The sequence below is a fragment of the Lysinibacillus xylanilyticus genome (genome assembly GCF_001183605.1).
Taxonomy (GTDB): Bacteria; Bacillota; Bacilli; order Bacillales_A; family Planococcaceae; genus Lysinibacillus; species Lysinibacillus xylanilyticus.
In genome coordinates this window covers 612,516-634,548 of record NZ_LFXJ01000005.1, presented here as the reverse complement: position 1 = coordinate 634,548, position 22,033 = coordinate 612,516, and the positions used below count along the sequence as shown (strand labels likewise).

The 22,033-nt window shown below is 36.0% G+C and carries 20 protein-coding genes; 8 read left to right on the top strand and 12 right to left on the bottom strand.

The annotated features are described in order from the left end of the window. Nucleotide 1: 1 nt before the first annotated feature. Nucleotides 2–685 (bottom strand): YqeB family protein, encoded by a 684-nt coding sequence (locus ACZ11_RS06045; protein ID WP_236690790.1) that lies wholly within the window; start codon nt 683–685, stop codon nt 2–4. A gap of 43 nt (nt 686–728) precedes the next feature. Beyond that, complete coding sequence (locus ACZ11_RS26205; RefSeq protein ID WP_161804441.1) at nt 729–899, bottom strand: hypothetical protein; 171 nt, start codon at nt 897–899, stop codon at nt 729–731. 300 nt (nt 900–1,199) lie between these two features. On the opposite strand from ACZ11_RS26205, the gene ACZ11_RS06040 reads away from it, so the two are divergent. From ACZ11_RS06040 to ACZ11_RS06005, 8 genes are all read left to right on the top strand, one after another. After that, nucleotides 1,200–1,718 (top strand): sigma-70 family RNA polymerase sigma factor, encoded by a 519-nt coding sequence (locus tag ACZ11_RS06040; protein WP_049664496.1) that lies wholly within the window; start codon nt 1,200–1,202, stop codon nt 1,716–1,718. Continuing rightward, complete coding sequence (locus tag ACZ11_RS06035) at nt 1,711–2,598, top strand: DUF3298 and DUF4163 domain-containing protein (protein WP_049664495.1); 888 nt, start codon at nt 1,711–1,713, stop codon at nt 2,596–2,598. Before ACZ11_RS06040 ends, ACZ11_RS06035 begins: the two co-directional genes overlap by 8 nt. A 328-nt stretch (nt 2,599–2,926) precedes the next feature. Next, nucleotides 2,927–4,051 carry an endospore germination permease gene (locus tag ACZ11_RS06030; RefSeq protein ID WP_049664493.1) on the top strand — a complete coding sequence of 375 codons (1,125 nt, stop codon included), beginning with the start codon at nt 2,927–2,929 and terminating at the stop codon, nt 4,049–4,051. After that, the gene (locus tag ACZ11_RS06025) at nt 4,051–5,511 is read left to right on the top strand and encodes a spore germination protein (protein ID WP_049664492.1); all 1,461 of its coding nucleotides are present in this window, start codon (nt 4,051–4,053) and stop codon (nt 5,509–5,511) included. The genes ACZ11_RS06030 and ACZ11_RS06025 overlap by 1 nt, the downstream gene beginning before the upstream one ends. Continuing rightward, nucleotides 5,508–6,665 (top strand): Ger(x)C family spore germination protein, encoded by a 1,158-nt coding sequence (locus ACZ11_RS06020; protein ID WP_049664491.1) that lies wholly within the window; start codon nt 5,508–5,510, stop codon nt 6,663–6,665. Before ACZ11_RS06025 ends, ACZ11_RS06020 begins: the two co-directional genes overlap by 4 nt. A gap of 678 nt (nt 6,666–7,343) precedes the next feature. Next, nucleotides 7,344–8,105 (top strand): TerC family protein, encoded by a 762-nt coding sequence (locus tag ACZ11_RS06015; RefSeq protein WP_049664489.1) that lies wholly within the window; start codon nt 7,344–7,346, stop codon nt 8,103–8,105. A 206-nt stretch (nt 8,106–8,311) separates the two neighbouring features. Beyond that, nucleotides 8,312–8,944 (top strand): Bax inhibitor-1/YccA family protein, encoded by a 633-nt coding sequence (locus ACZ11_RS06010; protein ID WP_049664487.1) that lies wholly within the window; start codon nt 8,312–8,314, stop codon nt 8,942–8,944. A 106-nt stretch (nt 8,945–9,050) separates the two neighbouring features. After that, nucleotides 9,051–9,560, top strand: coding sequence for a ferritin (locus tag ACZ11_RS06005; RefSeq protein WP_049664486.1), 510 nt, complete (start codon nt 9,051–9,053; stop codon nt 9,558–9,560). Between the two features lie 134 nt (nt 9,561–9,694). Here ACZ11_RS06005 and ACZ11_RS06000 read toward each other — a convergent pair whose 3' ends face one another. From ACZ11_RS06000 to leuB, 10 genes are all read right to left on the bottom strand, one after another. After that, nucleotides 9,695–10,876: an iron-containing alcohol dehydrogenase gene (locus tag ACZ11_RS06000; protein WP_082172691.1), complete on the bottom strand. Its 1,182-nt coding sequence runs from the start codon at nt 10,874–10,876 to the stop codon at nt 9,695–9,697. Nucleotides 10,877–10,936: 60 nt separating this feature from the next. Continuing rightward, a complete protein-coding gene (locus ACZ11_RS05995) occupies nt 10,937–12,358 on the bottom strand; it encodes an aldehyde dehydrogenase family protein (protein WP_049664483.1) in 1,422 nt (473 codons plus the stop codon). Nucleotides 12,359–12,463: 105 nt separating this feature from the next. After that, a complete protein-coding gene (locus tag ACZ11_RS05990; protein ID WP_049664481.1) occupies nt 12,464–13,453 on the bottom strand; it encodes a LacI family DNA-binding transcriptional regulator in 990 nt (329 codons plus the stop codon). Nucleotides 13,454–13,664: 211 nt separating this feature from the next. Further along, entirely contained in the window at nt 13,665–15,515 is a 1,851-nt protein-coding gene (locus ACZ11_RS05985; protein ID WP_049664480.1) for a dynamin family protein, read from the bottom strand. A gap of 232 nt (nt 15,516–15,747) precedes the next feature. Then, nucleotides 15,748–16,629, bottom strand: a complete 882-nt coding sequence (gene rbsK, locus ACZ11_RS05980) for a ribokinase (RefSeq protein ID WP_049667082.1) — start codon at nt 16,627–16,629, stop codon at nt 15,748–15,750. A 158-nt stretch (nt 16,630–16,787) separates the two neighbouring features. After that, nucleotides 16,788–16,961 (bottom strand): hypothetical protein, encoded by a 174-nt coding sequence (locus ACZ11_RS26525; protein WP_169776069.1) that lies wholly within the window; start codon nt 16,959–16,961, stop codon nt 16,788–16,790. Continuing rightward, a complete protein-coding gene (locus ACZ11_RS05975) occupies nt 16,958–18,169 on the bottom strand; it encodes an MFS transporter (RefSeq protein WP_049664478.1) in 1,212 nt (403 codons plus the stop codon). The genes ACZ11_RS26525 and ACZ11_RS05975 overlap by 4 nt, the downstream gene beginning before the upstream one ends. Nucleotides 18,170–18,619: 450 nt before the next feature. Continuing rightward, entirely contained in the window at nt 18,620–19,210 is a 591-nt protein-coding gene (gene leuD, locus ACZ11_RS05970; RefSeq protein ID WP_049664477.1) for a 3-isopropylmalate dehydratase small subunit, read from the bottom strand. Between the two features lie 268 nt (nt 19,211–19,478). Continuing rightward, nucleotides 19,479–20,888, bottom strand: coding sequence for a 3-isopropylmalate dehydratase large subunit (gene leuC / locus ACZ11_RS05965; protein WP_049664476.1), 1,410 nt, complete (start codon nt 20,886–20,888; stop codon nt 19,479–19,481). 16 nt (nt 20,889–20,904) lie between these two features. After that, the gene (gene leuB / locus ACZ11_RS05960) at nt 20,905–22,005 is read right to left on the bottom strand and encodes a 3-isopropylmalate dehydrogenase (RefSeq protein WP_049664474.1); all 1,101 of its coding nucleotides are present in this window, start codon (nt 22,003–22,005) and stop codon (nt 20,905–20,907) included. Nucleotides 22,006–22,033: the final 28 nt, after the last annotated feature.

Below are 22,033 nucleotides of genomic sequence, written 5' to 3'. Positions count from 1 at the left end.
TTTATCGATAATATTGACTTTTACCTTTTTCTTTTACTGATACTCTTAGCTTCCAAAGCTCTTTAGCCAACTGAAATACTTCTTCATCATTCCCATCTTCAATCGCTACTTTTCTTGCCTTAAAAAGAGCATTTGCAGCAGGTGATAAATCAGGACAATCCACTACCCATTTTTTATAATCTTCTTTAAAAGGGGCTGTTTCGCTCCAAAGATAATTATGTTTTAAAAATGCAGTACCCACTGTATTTCTATTAAGCTCTTGTTTATATCGAAAAAGCTCTTTCTCATCGTTACCTAATAATACAATTTGATTACCATCTATAAATACAAGTGAAATATCTTCTTTTTTTAAGATAGTTTCATCATCTCTAAGTTTTAACATAACTTCCTCATCGTAAATAGTCATTTCTAAGCTTTCATGAAAAGAAAATAATGTCACCATAATTCCCACAAGCAATCCAAGAACCATTGTGATAAAACTTACCCATGCTCCATTATAAGATGCAATCAGATTTAAAGGCCCTTGGAAAGGTATCCATGGTAAAGTACTAGCCCATTTAGCAATACTCGGAAGAAACCAACCAAGCACTAAACCGAGAAGTGGGAAACCAAGCCACAAGATCACTTTATCAGTTTTAGAAAAATTTAACAAAGTATAATTATTATCCAAACTTTTATTCATCATTTCACCTTTATTTACTCAATATTAGGTAAATAATAACACTATATTAATATACTGTCAAAACGATTCGTTGTGTTCCAATCGCATTACCCCTCTGTATAGATTGAGCATTTTCTTGGAAATTCCAACGTTCTCCAACAGTGATTTCAATAATTTCAGAAGCTCTTCTTCCTACTCCAAATATCAAATGCGCAACGCCATTTCCAATTACAGCCAATTCACTCTTTCCCCTTTCTATGTATTAGCAAAAGGTTTATAATTTGCTATGATTTTTCGCCAAAATAAAATGGACGGTAAAGTGAAACTTTAATCTGCGGTGGTTATCTTCATTCCCAATGATTGTTAGTCTTCACTGTTGGTTTTTTACGGATAGTTACTGCAGGATAAATTACTAAATATCTATCTTTTATGTTAACAAAATAAGATAAGTTTTTTATGCAATCAACTTTTTTCCACCTTTCACACGTCTAGTAGTTGTATACAATTTGAAAATGTTAATAAAGGAGCTTCTTTGGACATGAAAACAAGAAATGCATTTCAACATGAAGAGATATTTGTCCAGTTAATTCGCGAACAGAAAGAGCGTTTTTATTTGCTCGCGTATAGCTATACGAAAAATGAACAGGACGCACTTGATGTTGTACAAGACAGTATTCAAAAAGCAATGCTTTCTCTCGATCGACTAGAAAATGTCGAGTATATGAAAAGCTGGTTTTATAAAATAGTCGTACGTACATCTATAGATTTTTTACGTAAGCATAAACGCTTACAAGTGACAGACGATGATACATTGCAATTTTTAACACCTGCACAAGAGGATGTCTACGAAAACGTTGATTTAGAGCATGCGTTAGATGACTTACCCTTAATGTATCGTGAAGTTGTCATTTTACATTACTTTGAAGATTTAAAACTCGCTGATGTTGCAAATATCCTTAACATTAAGCTGAGTACTGCTAAATCACGTCTTTATAAAGCATTAAAACTATTGAAAATACAGTTGGAAGATGTGAAGGGAGAAACAGCACATGGATGAAAAATTAAAAGAATTAGAAAAACAATATAATGAGGTATCTATTCCAAAGGAGCTTGATTTTGTGGTTGAAAATGCATTAAAACAAGGTAAAAAGAAAAGAAAAAAACGAGCACCACAATGGTTACTTGGATCTGCAGCGGCTGCAATGCTCTTTACAGCTGGTTTAAATGTCAGTCCTGCAATGGCACGAACACTTTCAGATATTCCTGTTGTTGGTAGTGTCGTAAAAGTCTTAACTTGGACTGAATATGAAGTAAAAGAAGAGACATATGATGCAGACATTAAAGTACCTTCTATCGAAAACCTAGAAAATAAAGATCTTGCAAATGCATTAAATGAGAAATACCGTTCTGAAGGTAAAGCTCTTTATAATGACTTTGTTGCCGAAGTTGGTGATTTAAAGGCTAACGGTGGCGGCCATTTAGGCGTAGATAGTGGCTACGACGTAAAAACAGATAATGACCAAATCTTGTCGATTGGTCGTTACACTGTCAATACAGTTGGATCATCTTCTACAACGATGCACTACGATACAATTGATAAACAAAATGAGATTTTAATTACACTACCAATGCTATTTAAAGACAATAGTTATATGAAAACTATCAGCGAAAACATTATTGAACAGATGCGCAAACAAGCTGCTTCCGACTCAGATAAAGTATACTGGGTAAAAGGAGGAGGTCTTCCTGATAAAGAGGTTATTGATGGATTTACAGCTATTAACGCTGAACAACAATTCTATATTTCGGATAAAGGGAAACTTGTCATCTCCTTTGATAAATATGAAGTTGCACCTGGCTATATGGGTGTACTGGAATTCGAAATCCCAACCGATGTCCTAAAAAATGATCTTGTAAGCTCTAATTATATTCATTAATCATTTGCGATTAAGTAGTGAAACTTTAATCCGTGGGGGGTTCTCCCACGGATTTTTAGTTTTCATCAATCGGGCTTTTTACGGGCAGTTTTTCTCCCATCTCACTACTTTATGGTAGGAGAAAAACTGCCTTAAAAATATATTTTCGAAATAAGAGGTATTTGACAATTTAATCGTCAGATACCTCGCTGTTTTTTCTGTAAAAAACTTGGACAATGTGGCAATACGTTTATTAAAATTCTCCTTTTCAGAGTAGTTTATTACGCTTATAATCCTCTCACTTTTTGTCTAAGCTAAAATGTATCAATTAACGTTAGAGGGTTTTCATATGAAAGGTCTAGGATCGATTAGTATTTTACATGTTGTCTTCTTATCTATGACTGTTATTGGCTTAAAAAATCACGTGACAATTATTCCCCCACTACTCGACGTTGTAGGGAGAGATGGCTGGGCATCTGTAATAATGGCTACAGTTATTATATTCTTCTGGCTATTTCTTTTAGTTTATATACAAAAAAAGACGAATCAAGAACCTATTAGAGACTGGCTAGAAGCGAAAATCGGGAAAATAGGATCTACAATTGTCATCTATATTATAGTTATTTATTTACTCATTCTAGCTGCTTTTACAATGGTTGAAACATTACAATGGATAAGCACAACGTTTTTACCTGAAACACCGTCTATAATTTTATTACTCATTTATACGATTCTGTGTGTTTTACTCGTTACAACTAGCTTACAAACCATGGTTATCTTAAATGTCTTTGTATTATTCGGTGTAGTAGTCTTTGGTTTTTTTGTAGCATTTACAAATTTACAGGTAAAAGAATACGAGTTATTACGTCCATTTTTTGAGCATGGTTTCCAACCCGTTATAAAAGGGATGATTTACCCAGCATCAGGATTTATTGAATTAATAATACTTTTATTTTTACAGCATCAATTTAAAGAGCGCCTTCGTTGGTATCATTTTGGCATCATGCTCATTATTCTAATGGGGCTAACTTTAGGTCCACTCATGGGAGCGATTGCAGAATTTGGTCCAACCGAAGCCGCAAAGCAAAGATATCCTGCATACGAGGAATGGGGCTTAGTATCGATCGGTCGCTATATTGAGCATCTTGACTTTTTCTCTATTTATCAATGGCTTACTGGGACATTTATAAGAGTTAGCTTCTTATTATATGTTATTGCGGACCTACTAAAAATGACCGGGGACCCAAAGCAAATATGGAGAATGCTAGCTCCACCCTTCTTTATACTTTGTCTACCGCTAATTATTTTAAATGAAAACATATTTTTGAAGGTGAAAGGGAACTATATATTAACAATTACTTTTATTTTCTTTTTACTTCTGTCAATTTTTTTCGTAATAGTAGCGTTCTTTTCAGGTAAGTCTTCTAAGAAAGGACAATCTGAAAAACAAGAAATGGAAAGTGGTGAATCATAATGCCTCAGCAGGAGAAGGCGATAGACCTAAACACCTTAAAAAAACTATTTCAAAAATCAGCAGATATTCAATTTCAGGAATATACATTTAATCAAAAAAAGGTTCAATTCATTACCTGTGATGCGATGATAGACCAGCAAATGCTTAATGAAGTCATTATTCGGCGTGTTCAATATCTTTATGACAATTTAGCTGATACATCCTTAGAAGAAAATATTACAAATCAACTTCATGTTCCGACGCTTGAAAAAGTCAACGATATAGAACAAGCCATTAACTTTGTATATACCGGTTTCCTACTGCTTTATTTTGAAGAGGAAGAACTTTTGTATGCTAGTTGTATTGCTAAAAAGCCTAATCGAAATCCTGAAGAAACGAGGATGGAGGTTCTCGTTAAGGGACCAAGGGATAACTTTATTGAAGACATCCGTGTCAACATTGCACTATTGCGCAAACGTTTACCTACGAATTCATTTTGTGTAGAAAAAGTGGAGTTAGGCAAACGTTCGAAAACAAGCGTGGCTATTCTTTATTTTGATGATATTGTCGATATGGATATTTTACACGGAATTAAAAAGCAACTGGCAGCTGTAGATACAGATATTGTCTTTAGCGGGGATATCTTGATGGAGCGAATTAACAAAAACTCAAAGCTTTTCCCTAAATTCGATTACACAGGTCGACCTGATTATGCTATTCAGGCTCTGATTAGTGGACGTTTTCTTATTTTCGTCGATGGTGTAGCATATGGCGTCATCACACCTGTAAATTTATTTTTATTATTAAAATCAGCTGAAGACAACGAATATCCCATCGTTTTCAGCTCTATAGAACGACTTTTGAGGATCCTTGGCATTTTAATCGGTTTACTATTGCCTGCATTTTGGCTCTCTCTGACGACCTATCATCAAAATCAATTACCATTTCAGCTTTTAGCAACAGTCGTCCAAGCAAAAACAGGCCTACCTCTCCCCTCCTCTCTTGAAATGCTAATAATGCTACTAATGTTTGAATTGTTTCGAGAAGCTGGCTTACGTCTGCCTTCTGTTATTGGTGGTACGATAAGTGTTGTTGGAGGTTTAATTATTGGTGATGCAGCCATTCGTGCAGGTGTGACAAGTCCAGAAATGATTGTGGTTATTGCGATCTCTACGATTGCATCATTTACTCTTGTGAACCAATCTCTAGTAACAACCATCAGTATATTGCGTGTTACGTTCATTCTTGCCAGCGCTTTCTTTGGTTTATTTGGATTTTTCATCTCACTGTACTTTACACTTCTTTACTTATGTAATATCCGGATCTATGGTTACTCTTACATGAATCTTGCAACAGATTTAAATTGGACAACTATTAAAAAATCGATCTTCCGCTTATCACCAAAAGGCTACGCTGAACGTAATAAAGCACTTGCACCTCAAGATAACACTCGTACTTCTAAAAGCGGGAAGAAGCAATGAAAAAAAAAATTATTTTACTATCAAGCTTAGCTACTTCACTACTTCTATCAGGATGTTGGGATGTTACTGAAGCTCAAAGAATGTATTATGTAGACGGACTTGGTATTGATTATAAAGATGATCAGTATGAAGTATACTTACAATTAATTAACTTCTCCAATGTTGCAAAATCTGAAAACCCTAATCCTCAAGCAGTACAGGCCGAGGTTGGGCAATCTAAGGGAAAAACGTTGGAAGAAGCTCTTTTTAACTTATATCGATCCATCGACCAAAAACTGTTTTGGGGACATATGACATTTATAATTTTCTCCGAGGAAGCGATGAAAGATAAAAATGCCCTCTCTGTCATAGACAGTGTGTTGCGGTTTAGGGAAACAAGGTACCAAATATGGACCTATTGTACACAAGATCCTATTAAAGATATCCTTCTTATAACGCCACTTTTAAATAAATCTCTTACATCGTCAAAGCTAATTACTCCTTTAGATACAGATGATCAAGAAACATTCGTCGAGCCCGTTAATTTCCGAAATTTAGTTATTGGTTTAAATGAACCAAACCACGAAATTGGTATCCCTTATATAACGATCAATAAAAACTGGGAAACGGAAGAGCTACAAGGTCAGGATACCGCACTAACAGGGGTTGGGGTACTTTCTAAAGATGGGTTTAAAGACTTTATTAAGAATGATGATGCAAGAGGTATGCAGTGGATGCATAATAGAACGCACAGAGGTGAAGTAACCTTTAAGTTAGATGACAACGAAACAGATTATTTAACGGCAACATTGGAAAAAATAAAGGTAGCTATCAAACCACTTGTTAAAAATGATCAAGTAACATTTGAGGTCTATGTAAAAATAAATGCAACTTTAAATGGTTTTAAAACGAATATTTCTGAAGATGAAATAAGAAAAAAAATTATAAATGAAGTGAAGAAAGAAATTAGAACAACGTATAAAGAAGCATTAGCGAAAGATATTGATATTTATCGCCTTTCTGAACATCTATATCGAAAAAATGTGAAAGTGTGGAAAAAACTAGAGCAGGATGGGAAAATCTCATTAACACCTAATTCTATTAGTAAATTAGAAATAGACGTTAACAACTTAAATTCTGGCCGTAAAACATTTACAGGAACAATTAATAAATAAAATTAAAATATCCCCTCAAATGTACATATCTATTTGAGAGGATATTTTAATTTTATTCCACATTCCAATTTATCTGCTATCACCAAAAGTTATGCTTATCATAACGTGTGGTTGATTTCCGTTCCGACTGGGCGCTTTCCGAGGAAAGTCAGGGATAACAGGTATTTATTGCGCGAAAGCGAAGCGGCAGCGGCAGATGTTTATTGCGCGAAAGCGAAGCGGCAGCGGCAGCAACAGGAAGTTGGCCACGAAGGCACTATCACAGGACGTGATGGTTTTAGCCTTCGTTCCTCTATTGCTCCCTTTAGGATAGCTTTTCCTGACAACAATCTTCAAAACTTTTAACATATCTTCACATTTTGATTTGCAATTGACAATCAGCATGCTATAATTCATATATAAAGAATTGAATAGCTTTTGACATTTTTGTCAAAGGGGAGTAGCTAGCAGATGTAAACAAAGCATCTGATTTCACATTCGTCATTACATGGTTATTTACCATCGGGTGTGAAGGCCTATCTTGGCGTACAGATATTCTGTACAATAACCAATTAATTAGCTTAGCAAGACCTTTGCCTATTTTTTAGGCAGGGGTCTTTTTATTTTGCCTAAAAAAGCAAAGACTAAGTTAAAAGCAGTTTATTCATTTCTGTTCAAAGTATAAAGGAGGAAATACATTTGGAGGCAATTATACTAGAATACGCATGGGTCCTCGTCGTATTAATTGTACTGGAAGGATTATTAGCTGCCGATAATGCTGTTGTTATGGCCGTTATGGTTAAGCATTTACCAAAACATCAACAGCAAAAAGCACTGCTATATGGTTTAGTGGGAGCATTCGTTTTCCGCTTTGCTGCACTATTTCTTATTACAACGCTCGTTAACTTCTGGCAAATTCAAGCTCTAGGTGCTGCCTATTTATTAATTATGTCAACGAAGCATATTTATGATTCGCGAAAATCCGCACAAAATCCCGAGGAAATTGATGAGACTAAAAAACAATCTGGTTTCTGGATGACCGTACTAAAGGTTGAGTTTGCTGACATTGCCTTTGCCATAGATTCAATATTAGCTGCTGTTGCCATTGCGGTTACACTACCTCATATCGGTAATTTTGATGTTGGCGGCATTAATGCGGGGCAATTTGCAGTAATGTTTTTAGGTGGTATTATCGGTGTTATTATGATGCGTTTCGCGGCTCGTTGGTTCGTGAAAATTCTCGATCAATTCCCATCACTTGAAACAGCTGCCTTCTTAATCGTTGGTTGGGTTGGTGTAAAGCTGGCTGTTCTAACATTAGCACATGAAAAACTAGGTGTAATTCCACATGATTTCCCACACTCAACAGTATGGAAGGTTATTTTCTGGACTGTATTAATCGGTATTGCCCTTGGTGGATACTTAGTTGGTGTGAAAAACCAAAGAAAAAATGTAAAATAATCAAAAAACATTACCTGGTCTTTACGAAGACCAGGTATGTTTGTATCACCATATCGAGGATATTGCACCCAATCGAGGGGATTCCTGAGCGGAAATTAACCCAACATTATGATATTGATACAAATCTTCTTAAAGTTGAATCTTTTTCTAATTTGACTCGTATGTTAATATATAAGTTATTTTACAAAAAGAAAGGATTCTTCCATATGGCGTATGCTAAAAACCAAAACTTAAATAAAATTTTAAAACACTTTGCTTTTATGTGGGTATTGACAGTTGTCGGAATGTACATAGCAACATTATTACCCCCAGCGATTGTCATGCCGCTATCCATTATTACTATTGTACTTCTTATCATTGCCTGCTTTGTGCGAAGTCTGAAGCTTGCTAATTCCATTATGTATACAATCCCCTTTTTAATGGGAATATTATTATTTTGGACAACACAATTTTACATTGCGGAGCTAGGGCAACAGCTTGTTTTACTTGTTTTCGTAGCAACCGTAGCTATTTTCATTGTGCTAGCACTGATTGGTATGATGATGAATAAAGACATTTCAAATTGGGGAAGCTATTTATTCACTGTCCTAATCGTCGTAATTGTATTTTCATTAGTCTTTATGTTTATCCCTGTTAACAACATAGTCGCATTAATTATTGCGGGAATAACTGTACTACTTTTTAGTCTCTATACTGTTTATGACTTTAACCAAATCCGACATAATCACGTTTCAGATGCTGAAGTAGTAGGTATGGCTTTAAATCTATACTTAGATTTCATTAATTTATTTGTCAATCTTTTAGAAGTCATTTGGCGTTTAAAAAATGAATTTGATTAAATTTCCTAATTGAGAATAAAAATCAATTGAATTGCAACACTACCCTTCTTCGCTGTATACTATAAGAGATGCAGTAGGTATTTACTGCAAAGGGAGGAAAATTTTTATGTTATCTGAAAAACTACACACAGCACTAAACGAACAAATGAATTTTGAATTTTACTCTGCGCATGCTTATATGGCAATGGCGGCATATTGCACAGATCAAGATTACGATGGCTTTGCCAACTTCTTTTTAGTACAGGCTGAAGAAGAACGCTTCCATGCGATGAAATTTTATAATTTCCTAAGTGATATGGGCTACCGTGCAACAATCCAAGGCTTCGACAGCCCAGATAATCATTTTGAGTCTATTTTACATGCCTTCAAAACTGGCCTTTCACACGAGAAAGAAGTAACTCGCCGTATTTATCATTTATCGGATATCGCTTTAGATGAACGCGAGCACGCGACAATGGCTTTCTTAAAATGGTTTATTGATGAGCAGGTAGAAGAAGAATCAACATTCGACACGTTAATTCGTAAAATTGAACGTATAGAAAATGATTCTAACGCTATCTTTATGCTTGACGCTGAGCTAGCGACACGTTCATTTACACCAGGTGCTGAAGCATAAAATTAATTAGCCCGAATTACAATAAGCTACTAAGTTTCCTAAAGATTTATCTCGGAAACATAGTAGCTTATTTTTTGTAGATTCAAGCTTATCTTAAAAACGGATAAAATCTCATCAACCTTCTCTTTTCTTCTTTATAGTAATAGAGGTTCTCGAATTTCTCCATCAAATGCAGCACGATAAATAGTATAGATATCTTCTCGCTTAAGCGACATCGGACTACGTGCTAAGATTCTTGTTTGCTTTGTCGCATCATCAGTTAGTTGTTCCAGTGCTAACTCTGGTATATTAAATCCTTTTAATGTTGACGGAATATTTACATCTTGAACAAGTTGCTTTAATGCATCTACACATTTATAGGAAGCCTCTTCTTGCGATAAATATGCAGTTGAAATATCCATTGCATCTAAAATATCTTTCATACGTTTTTCGCAACTTTGACGAATATAACCCATTACATATGGTAAAAGAACTGCGTTGGAATCTCCATGAGCAATATGGAACTGGCCACCAAGTGGATAAGCTAAAGCATGTACTCCTGCAACACCTGCATTGAAAAACGCTAATCCAGCCAAATAACTGCCATAACTCATATCCGAACGAGCCTGCTTATTTTGACCGTCATGCACAGCAGTCCGGATAGAACCACTAATTAATTTAATGGCTTGTAGTGCAAGTGCATCAGTTACCTCATTGGCATTTACAGAAACATAGGCCTCTATTGCATGTGTTAAAGCATCTACACCTGTAGCAGCGGTCACTTTTGGTGGTAGAGAAATCGTTAACGCAGGATCTACAATGGCGACATCTGCTAATAAGTAATCATGTGTAACAACATCCTTAGTTGTTTCAAGTGACAGTACAGAAATATTTGTCACTTCTGAGCCTGTTCCAGATGTAGTTGGGATTAAAATCTTCGGTAACCCTTTATTTTCAAGAGATTTTGTTCCTGTTAAATTTAAGTAATCTGCCACTTTTCCATCATGTGTTGCTAAAACCGCAGCAAGCTTCGTTAAGTCTAATGCACTTCCACCGCCTAAACCAATTACTAAATCAAAATGATTCTGTCTTGTAAATTCAACTAGTTTTTCACCAATTGCGAGCGGTGGCTCAGGGGCAATATCGGTATAAATAGTCGTTGAGTGCCCATTGTCTAGTAAAGGTTTTTCAATACTATCTGTTAAACCTAACTCTTTTAAAAATGGATCAGTGATAATTAATATATTATTTGCTTTGAATTTTTCTACTTCTAGTAGTAGCTGATTCAAACAACCCCAGCCTGTATAACTTACAGGGGTAAAGGTTAATTTATGCATAATTATTCTACTCCTATCTTTTCATAATAGCCTTCTGCCTATTTTCTATATGACTAATGATTAATTGTTATTCCAAATCACAAGCTTCATTTCAGTCATTTCCTCTACTGCATATTTGATTCCTTCTCGACCGGTTCCGCTTTCTTTAACACCACCATATGGCATATGGTCCACACGGTATGTCGGGACGTCATTTATTATGACACCTCCGACTTGTAATTTCTTCGAAGCTTTAAAGGCCGTCTCAATTGAGGGTGTAAAAATCCCTGCCTGTAAGCCATAATTTGAATCATTAACAGCATCAATTGCTTCTTCTACTGATGAAACAGTATTGACAATAACTACAGGTGCAAATATTTCCTCACTAGATACACGGCTAGTAGAAGATACGTTTAATAACACTGTTGGAAGTAAAATATTGTTTTCAATACGACCACCTGTCAGTACTTCCGCACCTTCTGCTAACGCTTCGTTTATCCATGTGACAGCACGCTTCTGCTCAGTTTCTGAAATCATCATGGCTAAATCTGTTGTTGCGTCAAGTGGGTCCCCTATTGTTAAGCGTTCTATTTTCGCTTTTAGTTGCTCTAAAAATTCATCAATTATTTTCTCTTTTACATATATACGCTGTAAGGAGATGCAAACTTGACCTTGATTTGAAAAAGCTCCCATAACAATTCGATCCATAATTTTATCGAGTTGAACCCCTTCATCAACAATAACACCAGCATTTGAACCAAGTTCTAATGTGACTTTCTTTAAGCCAGCTCGATTGCGAAGAGAAATACCTACTTCAGGACTCCCTGTAAATGTAACCATCTTTACTTTTGGATGTGCTAAAAATGCATCCCCTACTAGTTTTCCTTGTCCGGTTACTATGTTAAATGCACCTGCTGGTAAATTTGTTTGTGCCAATAGTTTTGCTAAAAAATGAGCAGATAATGCTGTTTGTGTTGCAGGTTTCAAAACGATCGTATTTCCGGCTGCTAATGCCGGTCCAACTTTATGGGCTACTAAAATTTGCGGAAAATTAAAAGGTGTAATGGCCGCAATAACGCCCAATGGTTCGTGAATTGTATAACCAAATCGACCCTCTCCACTTTTAGATGCATCCATCGGAATCATTTCACCAGATAGTCGCTTCGCTTCTTCTGCTGCAAATTTGTAAGTTTCAATCGTTCGATCAATTTCAGAATACGCATATTTTAACGGCTTTGCCGATTCTAGTGAAATAATTCTTGCTGCCTCTTCTCGATTTTCGGCAAATAGATCAGATAGTTGTTCTAAAATCTCTGCTCTTTGAAATGCTGTTAAGTCTGCCATTTCTGATTCTGCTGCATGAGCACTTTCAATTGCATGCTGTATATCATCTTCAGTTGCCATAGCAAATTGTGCTATTACCTCTTTTGAGTAGGGTGCATAAACCTGCATATATTCATGTGTCATTTGCCATTGTCCATTAATAAATAAACCTTTTTTCAAGATCTGACTCACTCCTCCCTCTAAATGGTTACGTATTCATTTCTGAAAATAAGAAAATGAATACGTAACCATTTCAGAGTAAAAAACAAACTGATGTTTATCAGTTCATTTTTTACACGTCGTATTTCTTGGGAAGAGTTTAACAGATTCTGTTTGCTGGATGCAAGCACTTTTTTTCTCCATTACCTCAAATAATTTTTCAATAGCAATAAATCCGAGGCTTTTTTCGGATTCTAAGCCTACTGTTGTTAAGGCAATCGAATGGTGTTTACTAAGCTCCACATTATCAATGCCAATAACATTAAAATCTTTAGGGACATGAAAGCCCCTTTCTAAACAAAGATTTAATATTTCAATGGCGATCGCATCTGTTGCTGCACAAATAGCTGTAGGTTTTTTAGGGAGCTCAAGTATTTCTTCAAAAGCTCGTTTAATATCGTCTTTGTTAGTATTTGTAAAAAATACCGGCATTGTTTTCGCATCTATACCGTTATCCTTTAATGCATTTTTAAAGCCCTTGTACCTTTCATAAAAAGTACTTATTTCATGTGGACCGCCTATCCAACATATATCTCGATGACCTAAAGATAAAATATGATTCGTCGCTATATAGCCTGCTTCCACATTATCAATCTCTACAAAATGCCTATTTTCCTGATGCTTACGATTATACATAATAAATGGGATGCCTAGTTTTTCAATCTTGAAAAATATGTCATCTTTGTATAACATAGACGATAAAATAATCGCATCAGCCTTCGTTTCCAAAACAGAATTATAAATGGAATCTAAATTATCTTCCGTCCCAAAATAGACATTTACTTTATAGCCGCGAGCGTTAACATAATTGACAATTGCAGTTGTCGTATCAACAAAAAAAGGATTATGTAAAGGCCCTGAAATCAATGTAATAATGCCTGTTTTTTTCTGAACAAGCGATCTTGCAATATCATTTGGAATATAGTTTAATTCTTCAATTGCCTTCATTACTTTTTCAATTGTTTTCGGCTTTACGAGTTCAGGAGTATTTAACACTCTTGAAACAGTTGTTTGAGAGACACCCGCATACTTTGCCACATCTTTTGAAGATACCAAAAAACCACCCACTTCATCTTTGTATGCCTATTTTATATCATTACAGAAATAATGTTAATAGCTAAGGGTCCGTGCATCCTCTAGTAGCTATACGAAAAAAGCCTTATTTAGATTTATATTGCGTCATTTAATCCTGAATAACGGAAAACTTCAAAATACATAAAAAACGTTCTAAAAGTATAAATTACTTTTAGAACATTTTCTTCTATGTCTATTCTTCATATTGAACATCAAGTTTTTTCGGTATTTCTGGTATATCGTTTGATTTTACATCTACTTCTGCTAACGCTAGCGTATGTAATGGATATTTTTTCTGAACATCGAAAGGAATCGCGGTGTTCTCCATTTTATTGTTCATTTGACTACGTGCAAGTAGACCATTATTCGTCAGGTCAATGCTCATAATGCTATTAATTGTTTCTTTCAGCATTTCAATATCCTTTGCTTTCAGTGGCATTTGCTCGTCCATTATAAACGGTTGAATATTTTCTTTAATGTAGCCCTGTGCTTCAATCAAACAAGAAAATTCATTTAATTTATTTGCGTATAACTTTAATTGACGCTTTTCTTTTAAACGTTGGTGATTTAGCTCTTGCACTTTTTGCTCAGTGCGTTCCAAACGTTTTTTCGTTATTTCCATAAGATAACTTTGTATTGAATGTAGGGACTGAAGCATTACGGCCTCCGCTTCTTGCACTTTTTCAAATTGTGCAATACAAATAACTTGTTGCTCATTTAACTTGAGAACACGTTCCTTGAAAAATCTATTTTGTGTATGCTGACCAAAAATAGCCTTCATAAGACCTTTTCCGTGAATTTTTTTATGCTGGGCATCCAATCGGTCATATTCACGCATATATTCGCTATGCATATTACGATATTCTCGTAACATTTGTTGATAAAAAACAGCCTTTTCTGTATAGCTTTCCACGATTTCATCTTGTAAATAATCATTTTGTGAGATGGTTTGTAAAAGTTGGTATAATGTTTGAACATTTTTAAATACATTGGCAACCTGCTTGTATTCTTGCTCATATTCCGTCACAATCGCTAAATCACGTTGATAACGTGAAAATTCGTATTGTGTATCGCCTGCATATTTTTCAATGTTCTCAACCGCAGATTGGAATGGATCTCTTTGTGGAATTACAGTTAATTCGAAGCGGAATCGTTCAAGCCATTGCAAGAAGCGAATTAAAATGCCGTACGTTTTCTTATCACTATTTTCTGCTACTCGATGAATTTCTGAAATTAATTGCTCATACTGACTTTTCTCCCAAAGCTCATCACAATTAGTCTGTTTAGCTTCAATCGCTTCTCTTGCAGAGATAGCAACAAAATCACTTATTAAATGTCCAAATCGTTCTCTCTCAGCATTAATAAACGCTTTCGTATTTTCATTTGAATCTATAGCATTGATGATACAAAGAGGCTCTACACCTTTGTTTTTTAAAGTTTCCATCAATAATATTTCAGGGTAAATAGCCATAGAACCTGAGCGTAATACCCAAAAGATTTCGTCAACACGGTTCATCAATGCTTCTGGGAAATAGGCCATCTCCCCTCCCCCAGCTTCTAATGAAACAGAATCAATAATTGTCACTGATTTTAATAAATCATTTTTCAAATATACTTCTAGGTAATCTAAATGTTCTCGTAGTATTTGAGATGCAAAAGTATCGCTAGTTGTCAATATTTCTAGCTTGCTCATATCGAATATTGCTACAACGCCATCTAAAAAATACGCCTTTATTTCCTCATTTTCACCGTATCGCAAAAATGTATTTACCCCTGTTGGATGCTGATCACTAACAGGCAAAACCTGACGTCCTAAAAGTCCATTCACAAGTGTTGTTTTTCCAACACGCTCTTTCCCAACAATAAGAATCATCGTTTCGTTGTTAGCATCTTGAATGATACGATTTAAATGTTTAGCTGTATCTTTTACATATGTATTTTGTACAATAATGCCATGTAATTGTCGCAAATGATCAACAAGCTGTGGCAAAATATTATTCGCTGAGGCTGTATATTCGATCGGCACATTATCAATATTTGTCATCCCCAAAACCTCTTTTCTATGTATCTAAAGTTATTATAAAGGAAAATACTCTTTTTTTAATACATAGTACTAAAAATCAATGACAAAAAGGGATAATATACTTAAAGTAAACCGTCACAAATAGGTAATAATTCTCACTCTTTAAAACCTACTATCTCAGATATTATTACTCATTCAGCCTAAAAGAAATAATAATTATTATTATAAATTTGTAAGAGCGGTAGTCTTCGCTTTATTCTTCAACACCTGCCATACGAGCGTAGACCGCTCCAATATTTGGCATTCCGCCTTGTGCACCGAATTTCTCCACTGATAATGAAGCTGCAATATTTGCAAAATACACTGCCTGATCCAATGATTGCCCTTCTACTAAAGCATAAGCGAGTGCACCGTTAAACGTATCGCCTGCACCTGTTGTATCTACTGCTTTTGTCAAATAGCCCGGAACATGAATAGGATATTCACCATCAAAATAGTGTGCACCATTACTACCTAACGTCACAATCATTTTATTAGGATATTTTTCGAGTATTTGTTCAACATCATCTCCAAAAATTTCGGCACACTCCGTTTCATTTGGTGTGATATAAGTAATATCCTCCATCCATTGCACATCAAAATTAGCCGCCGGTGCTGGATTTAATAAAACAGGTACATTCGCTTCTTTACAAAGTTTTATTGCATAAGCGGTCGTTTCCGTTGGGATTTCTAGCTGCATAATTACCATTTGACTTTTTTGAATGATTTCTTTCGCTGCCTCTATATGCGAGGGCATTAATTCATAATTTGCCCCAGGCACTACAATGATACGGTTATCGTTATTGTAGATTAATATATTAGCAATCCCAGTAGGTGCCGATACACTTGTAATAGTTTCAGTTTGAACATGCTCTTGCTGTAAAACAGTGCGCAATGCTTCTCCAAAACTATCGGCACCCACACAGCCTATCATTGTAACTTCACTTCCAAGACGTGCTGCAGCAATTGCCTGATTTGCCCCTTTTCCTCCTGGAATCGTTTGAAAATCTTTACCGAATATAGTTTCTCCCTGCTTTGGAAAAACCCCCATTTGTACAACTAAATCCATATTTATGCTACCTATAACTGTAATCATCATTTTACCTACCTTCCATCTTATTTTTTCATTTTAACTGAGAAAACAATAGAAAGACAGGTCATTTACATTTGAAAATTATGGAGTACTGTTAGTCCTACTAATAATCTCCAACGTCCATTAATCCAAAAGCAAATCAAATTCATACCATTATATTTTCAATTAAGTTTTCCCAATAAACCTTTCCTTGCCTCTAATTCAATTTTTCTATCACAATCTTCACAGGAAAATTTTCCGTTCATATTTTGTTTATATAGTTTATATTTCCTTGTCCCTTCTTCAACTTTAAATTCTTTCTTACAAAAAATACAATGAATCGAATAGCTAATCATAATATTTCCTCCTTTAAGCCGATGTAGTTTTTTGGGGAATATAGTACAAAATACAATGAAATCGAAAATAAAATACTTATAATACCGAAAATAATGGCCGTCATTTGAAGCGTAAATAATTCTGCAAACAGACCTAACAGTAAGGTAAATGAAATTTGTAAAATATTTTGAAAAATATTTGCAATACTACCGAATCTCCCCATAATTTCAGGCGGTACATATTGCTGATAAAACGTTTCATAACCAGTATTACTAAATGCCATAAACAAGCCTAGAAAAACGAAACTTACAAATGCCAAAATACTCGATGTCGAGGCATAAAAAGCTGTATAAAACAGCATTGTCAGGAACAAGCCAATAACCATATATGACCGAGTGGACATTTTTTTTGCAAAGCTTGCAGCAACCATTCCACCTATAATTGCTCCAGCTCCTGCACTACTCACAAAGGCACCATATAAGCTATCAGATAAAGCCAAATCTTGTTTTATAAATGTTGCTTCTTGAGAATCAAGCGCAAATGCAATCATTAATGCACTTTGAAACAGTAAATAAATTGTTAAAAATAATGAATTTTGTCGAATGAAAGCTACCACAGCTAGATAGTCACTTTTTAATATTTGCCAAGTTATACGTTGCTGTGAGGATTCTTTCACATCATCTACGTCAGGTAATAAGTAAATGATCATAGCACAAACAAAAAATGTAAAGCTGTTGAACCAAATTGTAACCGTTGTATTAAAAATCATGATGAGGAGTCCTGCTAGAGCTGGACCTACTAAAAACGAGCCAGAATTAAACGTGCCAAGTATTGCATTGAATCGTTGTCTATCTTCTGAGGGAACAAGCTTTGTAATATAATATGTACTACTAGGTCCAAAAAAACTACTCGCTATATTCGCTAAAAATAACAGCGTATAAATGAGCCAAATAGATTCCATAAACGGCATACAAAAAACAATGAAACCTCGTATAATATCAGTTGCAATCATTAACTTACGTTTATTCATACGATCAATGAAAGAGCCAGCTACCAAACTTGTTAAAACTCTTGCTGTTGGTCCTACAATAAAGATGCCAGCCATCGCTGCCGGCGATTGTGTTAAATGCCATACAAATAAATTTAGCGCTACAAGGTAGATCCAATTCCCTAAATTTGAAAAGCCTAAGCCCCCAATTAACAAACTGTATTTTCGAAGGATTTTCAATATAGTTCCTCCTTTTATACTTTTCACAAAAGCTTTTTCTGGTAAATGTTTAAATACACTCATCTCTAAACTGTGTAATTATTTTCCGTTCCTACTTATATAGAAGAGATTCGTTTTAACCCTATCTTTTAGTGATGAGACAATAAACTGGATAACATTCCATTTATTTCCCACAACTCTATTTATATATTATCAAAATATTACATCAATTTGTCGTGCTTTTTACAAAAAATCAAAATAACTAAAGCTGCATTTTTATTATGTAAAGTGGTAAAAACCAGTCATTTACTATTTAAGGAGTTTTTCTTTACTACCTGAGCAGTTTTGGCCCTCACCCGATCACACCTTCTTGAGGATTTCCTCCTTCACTCTACGCAATTCCCTTTTTAATCAATAAAAAAACTGAAGACACCAAATCGGTCTTCAGTCAAAAGGTAAACCCTTCATTTATTAAAATGCTATACGTTCTGCTTCGTAAGCAGCAATATGTTCTTCGTATTTAAAGGTTAAAGCAATTTCATCCCAACCATTCAGCAATGTTTCTTTATAGTAAGGGTCGATGCTAAATTTATAAATTGCACCATCTTCACCCGTTACTGTTTGTGCTTCTAGACTGACTTCCATCTTGTACGGATTTTCTAAGCCTTTAACTAAGATTTCATCACACTCTACTTCAGTTAGTTTGATTGGTAATATCCCATTTTTGAAGCAGTTATTATGGAAAATATCTGCGAATGATGGTGCAATTACTACATTGAATCCATAGTCTAAGATTGCCCACGGTGCATGTTCACGAGATGAACCACAGCCGAAATTATCTTGTGCTACTAATATTTTGGAGTCTTTAAACTCAAGTTTGTTTAATACAAAATCCTTAATTTCATTGCCCTCCGCATCAAAGCGCCAATGGTGAAATAAATACTGACCAAAACCTGTACGCTCAATTCGCTTTAAAAACTCTTTCGAAATAATTTGGTCTGTATCGACATTTTTACGATCAAGTGGTGTTATCACACTACTTACGATATTAATTGGTTCCATTTGCAATCATCCTTTCCGTGTAAATCAATTACGCCCTGGATTTTGAATTGTGCTTAGGCCTGCACGAGGCAGGTCAGTTAGCCGTTTTCGCAGGATGCGAAGGTTTAGGCTAACATCCTTATTTTGGCTCCTTTCAAAATCCGTGACATCTGCCAGAGGCTTTATCTTCATTCAGTCTTAATTTTGTATTTGGTAACCTACTGAATAGAAATTACAATCGTAATAATCTCACCATAAATATGGGGTGTCTTCTGAATGAAGATAAAAATTACACAGTTTCCTTTACGAATTCACGAACGTCCACAAAGTGACCAGCAATTGCTGCTGCAGCTGCCATTTGCGGTGATACTAAGTGTGTACGAGAACCTGCTCCTTGACGTCCCTCAAAGTTACGGTTTGACGTTGATGCACAGCGTTCGCCCGCTGGTACTACATCATCATTCATTGCCAGACACATTGAGCAACCTGTCTCACGCCATTCAAATCCAGCATCTGTAAAGATTTTATCTAATCCTTCTGCTTCTGCTTGTATTTTCGTCGAATATGATCCTGGCACAACGATCGCTGTTACATTTTCATGCACCTTACGCCCTTTAATAACATCTGCAGCTGCACGTAAATCACTGATGCGTGAGTTAGTGCAGGAACCGATAAATACGTGTTGAATATCGATTGAAGTTAATGGTTGACCTTCCTCTAAGCCCATATAGGCAAGTGCTTTACGAAGAGCAGCTTTATCTGAATCATCCTCATATTCCGCCTGTGTTGGAACATTACTTGAAACTCCTGAACCCATTGACGGATTCGTTCCCCAAGTGATGATTGGCTCAATTTCTTCTGCTTGAATAATTCGAACTGTATCATATGTTGCATCATCATCGGATGCTAAGCTTAACCAATAATCTGCAGCTTCCGCAAACTTTTCTCCCTGTGGTGCATGTTTGCGTCCACGAATATAGTCAACAGTCGTTTGGTCAGGAGAAATTAGCCCTGCCTTTGCACCAGCCTCGATTGACATGTTGCAAATTGTCATCCGTTCTTCCATAGAAAGTTTGTGGATAGCCTCTCCAGTGAATTCCACAATATGTCCGGTGCCGACACCGATACCGAATTTCGAAATAATCGCGAGAATAATATCTTTGGCAGCTACACCTGCAGGGAGCTCACCTTCTACACGAATTTCCATTGTTTTCGGCTTGTTTTGCCATAAAGTTTGTGTTGACAATACATGCTCTACCTCAGATGTACCAATACCAAAGGCAATCGCTCCAAACGCACCATGGGTAGACGTATGGGAGTCGCCACAGACAATCGTTTTACCAGGCTGAGTTAAACCTAGCTCTGGTCCAATTACGTGAACAATCCCTTGGTCAGGATGCCCCATCCCTGCAAGCTCAACGCCAAATTCTTCAGCATTTTTTGCTAAAGTTTCAATTTGGTTGCGTGCAATTGGATCATGAATCGTTGGTAGATTTTTTGTAGGTACGTTATGATCCATTGTTGCAAAGCTTAAATCCGGGCGACGTACTTGACGTCCGCTTAACCTTAGACCTTCAAAAGCTTGCGGAGAAGTTACTTCATGAATTAAATGGAGATCAATATATAACAGGTCCGGTTTGCCCTCTTCCTGATAAACTAAATGTCTATCCCAAATCTTTTCAATTATATTTTTTCCCATTATCTTCACCTATTTCTTAAATGTATGTTGTCATAATGCTTTCTGAAACAAAGCTTGTATCTATCTCGTTAATTACTTTATCTGTCCATTCATTCGTCGATAGTATACGACTGCCATCACGTGCAAGATCTGCCGTGAAATAGCCATCATCAAATACTGCACTTACAGCCCGTTCGATTTCTGCAGCCTCTTCTTTTAAGCCAAATGAATATTGTAGCATCATGGCAACTGAAAGAATTGTTGCTGCTGGATTTGCTACACCTTGGCCTGCAATTTCTGGTGCTGAGCCATGTACTGGTTCATATAGACCAAAATTATCTCCGCGAATAGATGCAGATGGTAGTACGCCTAAAGAGCCTGTAATAACAGATGCTTCATCACTTAAAATATCTCCAAACATATTTTCAGTAACTACTACATCATAATGACCAGGGTTTGTAATTAATTTCATAGCAACTGAGTCTACTAAATTGTGCTCCACTTGCACATCTGGATATTCTTTTTTCTTCGCTTCTACAACTTCGCGCCATAAACGACTTGTTTCAAGTACATTTGCTTTATCAACAGAGCATAATTTGCCTCCACGTAAACGTGCTAATTCAAAGGCATTTTCAACAATACGCTCAACTTCTGCAGTTGAGTAAACAGTTGTATCAATCGCGCCATTCTCAGTACGCATACGTGGTTCCCCGAAGTATACGCCGCCTGTTAATTCACGTACAATCATTAAATCGACGTTTTCAGCTACTTCACGCTTTAATGGTGAAGCATCTAGTAAGCTCGGGAACGCCTTTACTGGACGTAGGTTTGCGAATAAGTCAAAGTGTTTGCGAATACGTAGTAATCCTTTTTCTGGACGTAATTCTGGCGGATTATTATCCCATTTCGGACCACCAACGGCTCCAAGTAAAACTGCGTCACTATTTTCACACATCTCAATTGTTTCATCTGGTAGTGGATTATTGTGTTGGTCGATGGCAGCGCCTCCGATTGTTGCATAACTTAAATGGAATGTATGGTTGAATCGCTTACCAATCACCTGTAATACACGTACAGCAGAAGCAACAACCTCTGGCCCTATTCCGTCACCAGGAAGTACTGAAATTTTTTTCTCCATCGTCAAAACACCTTTCTTTGTATAGCGC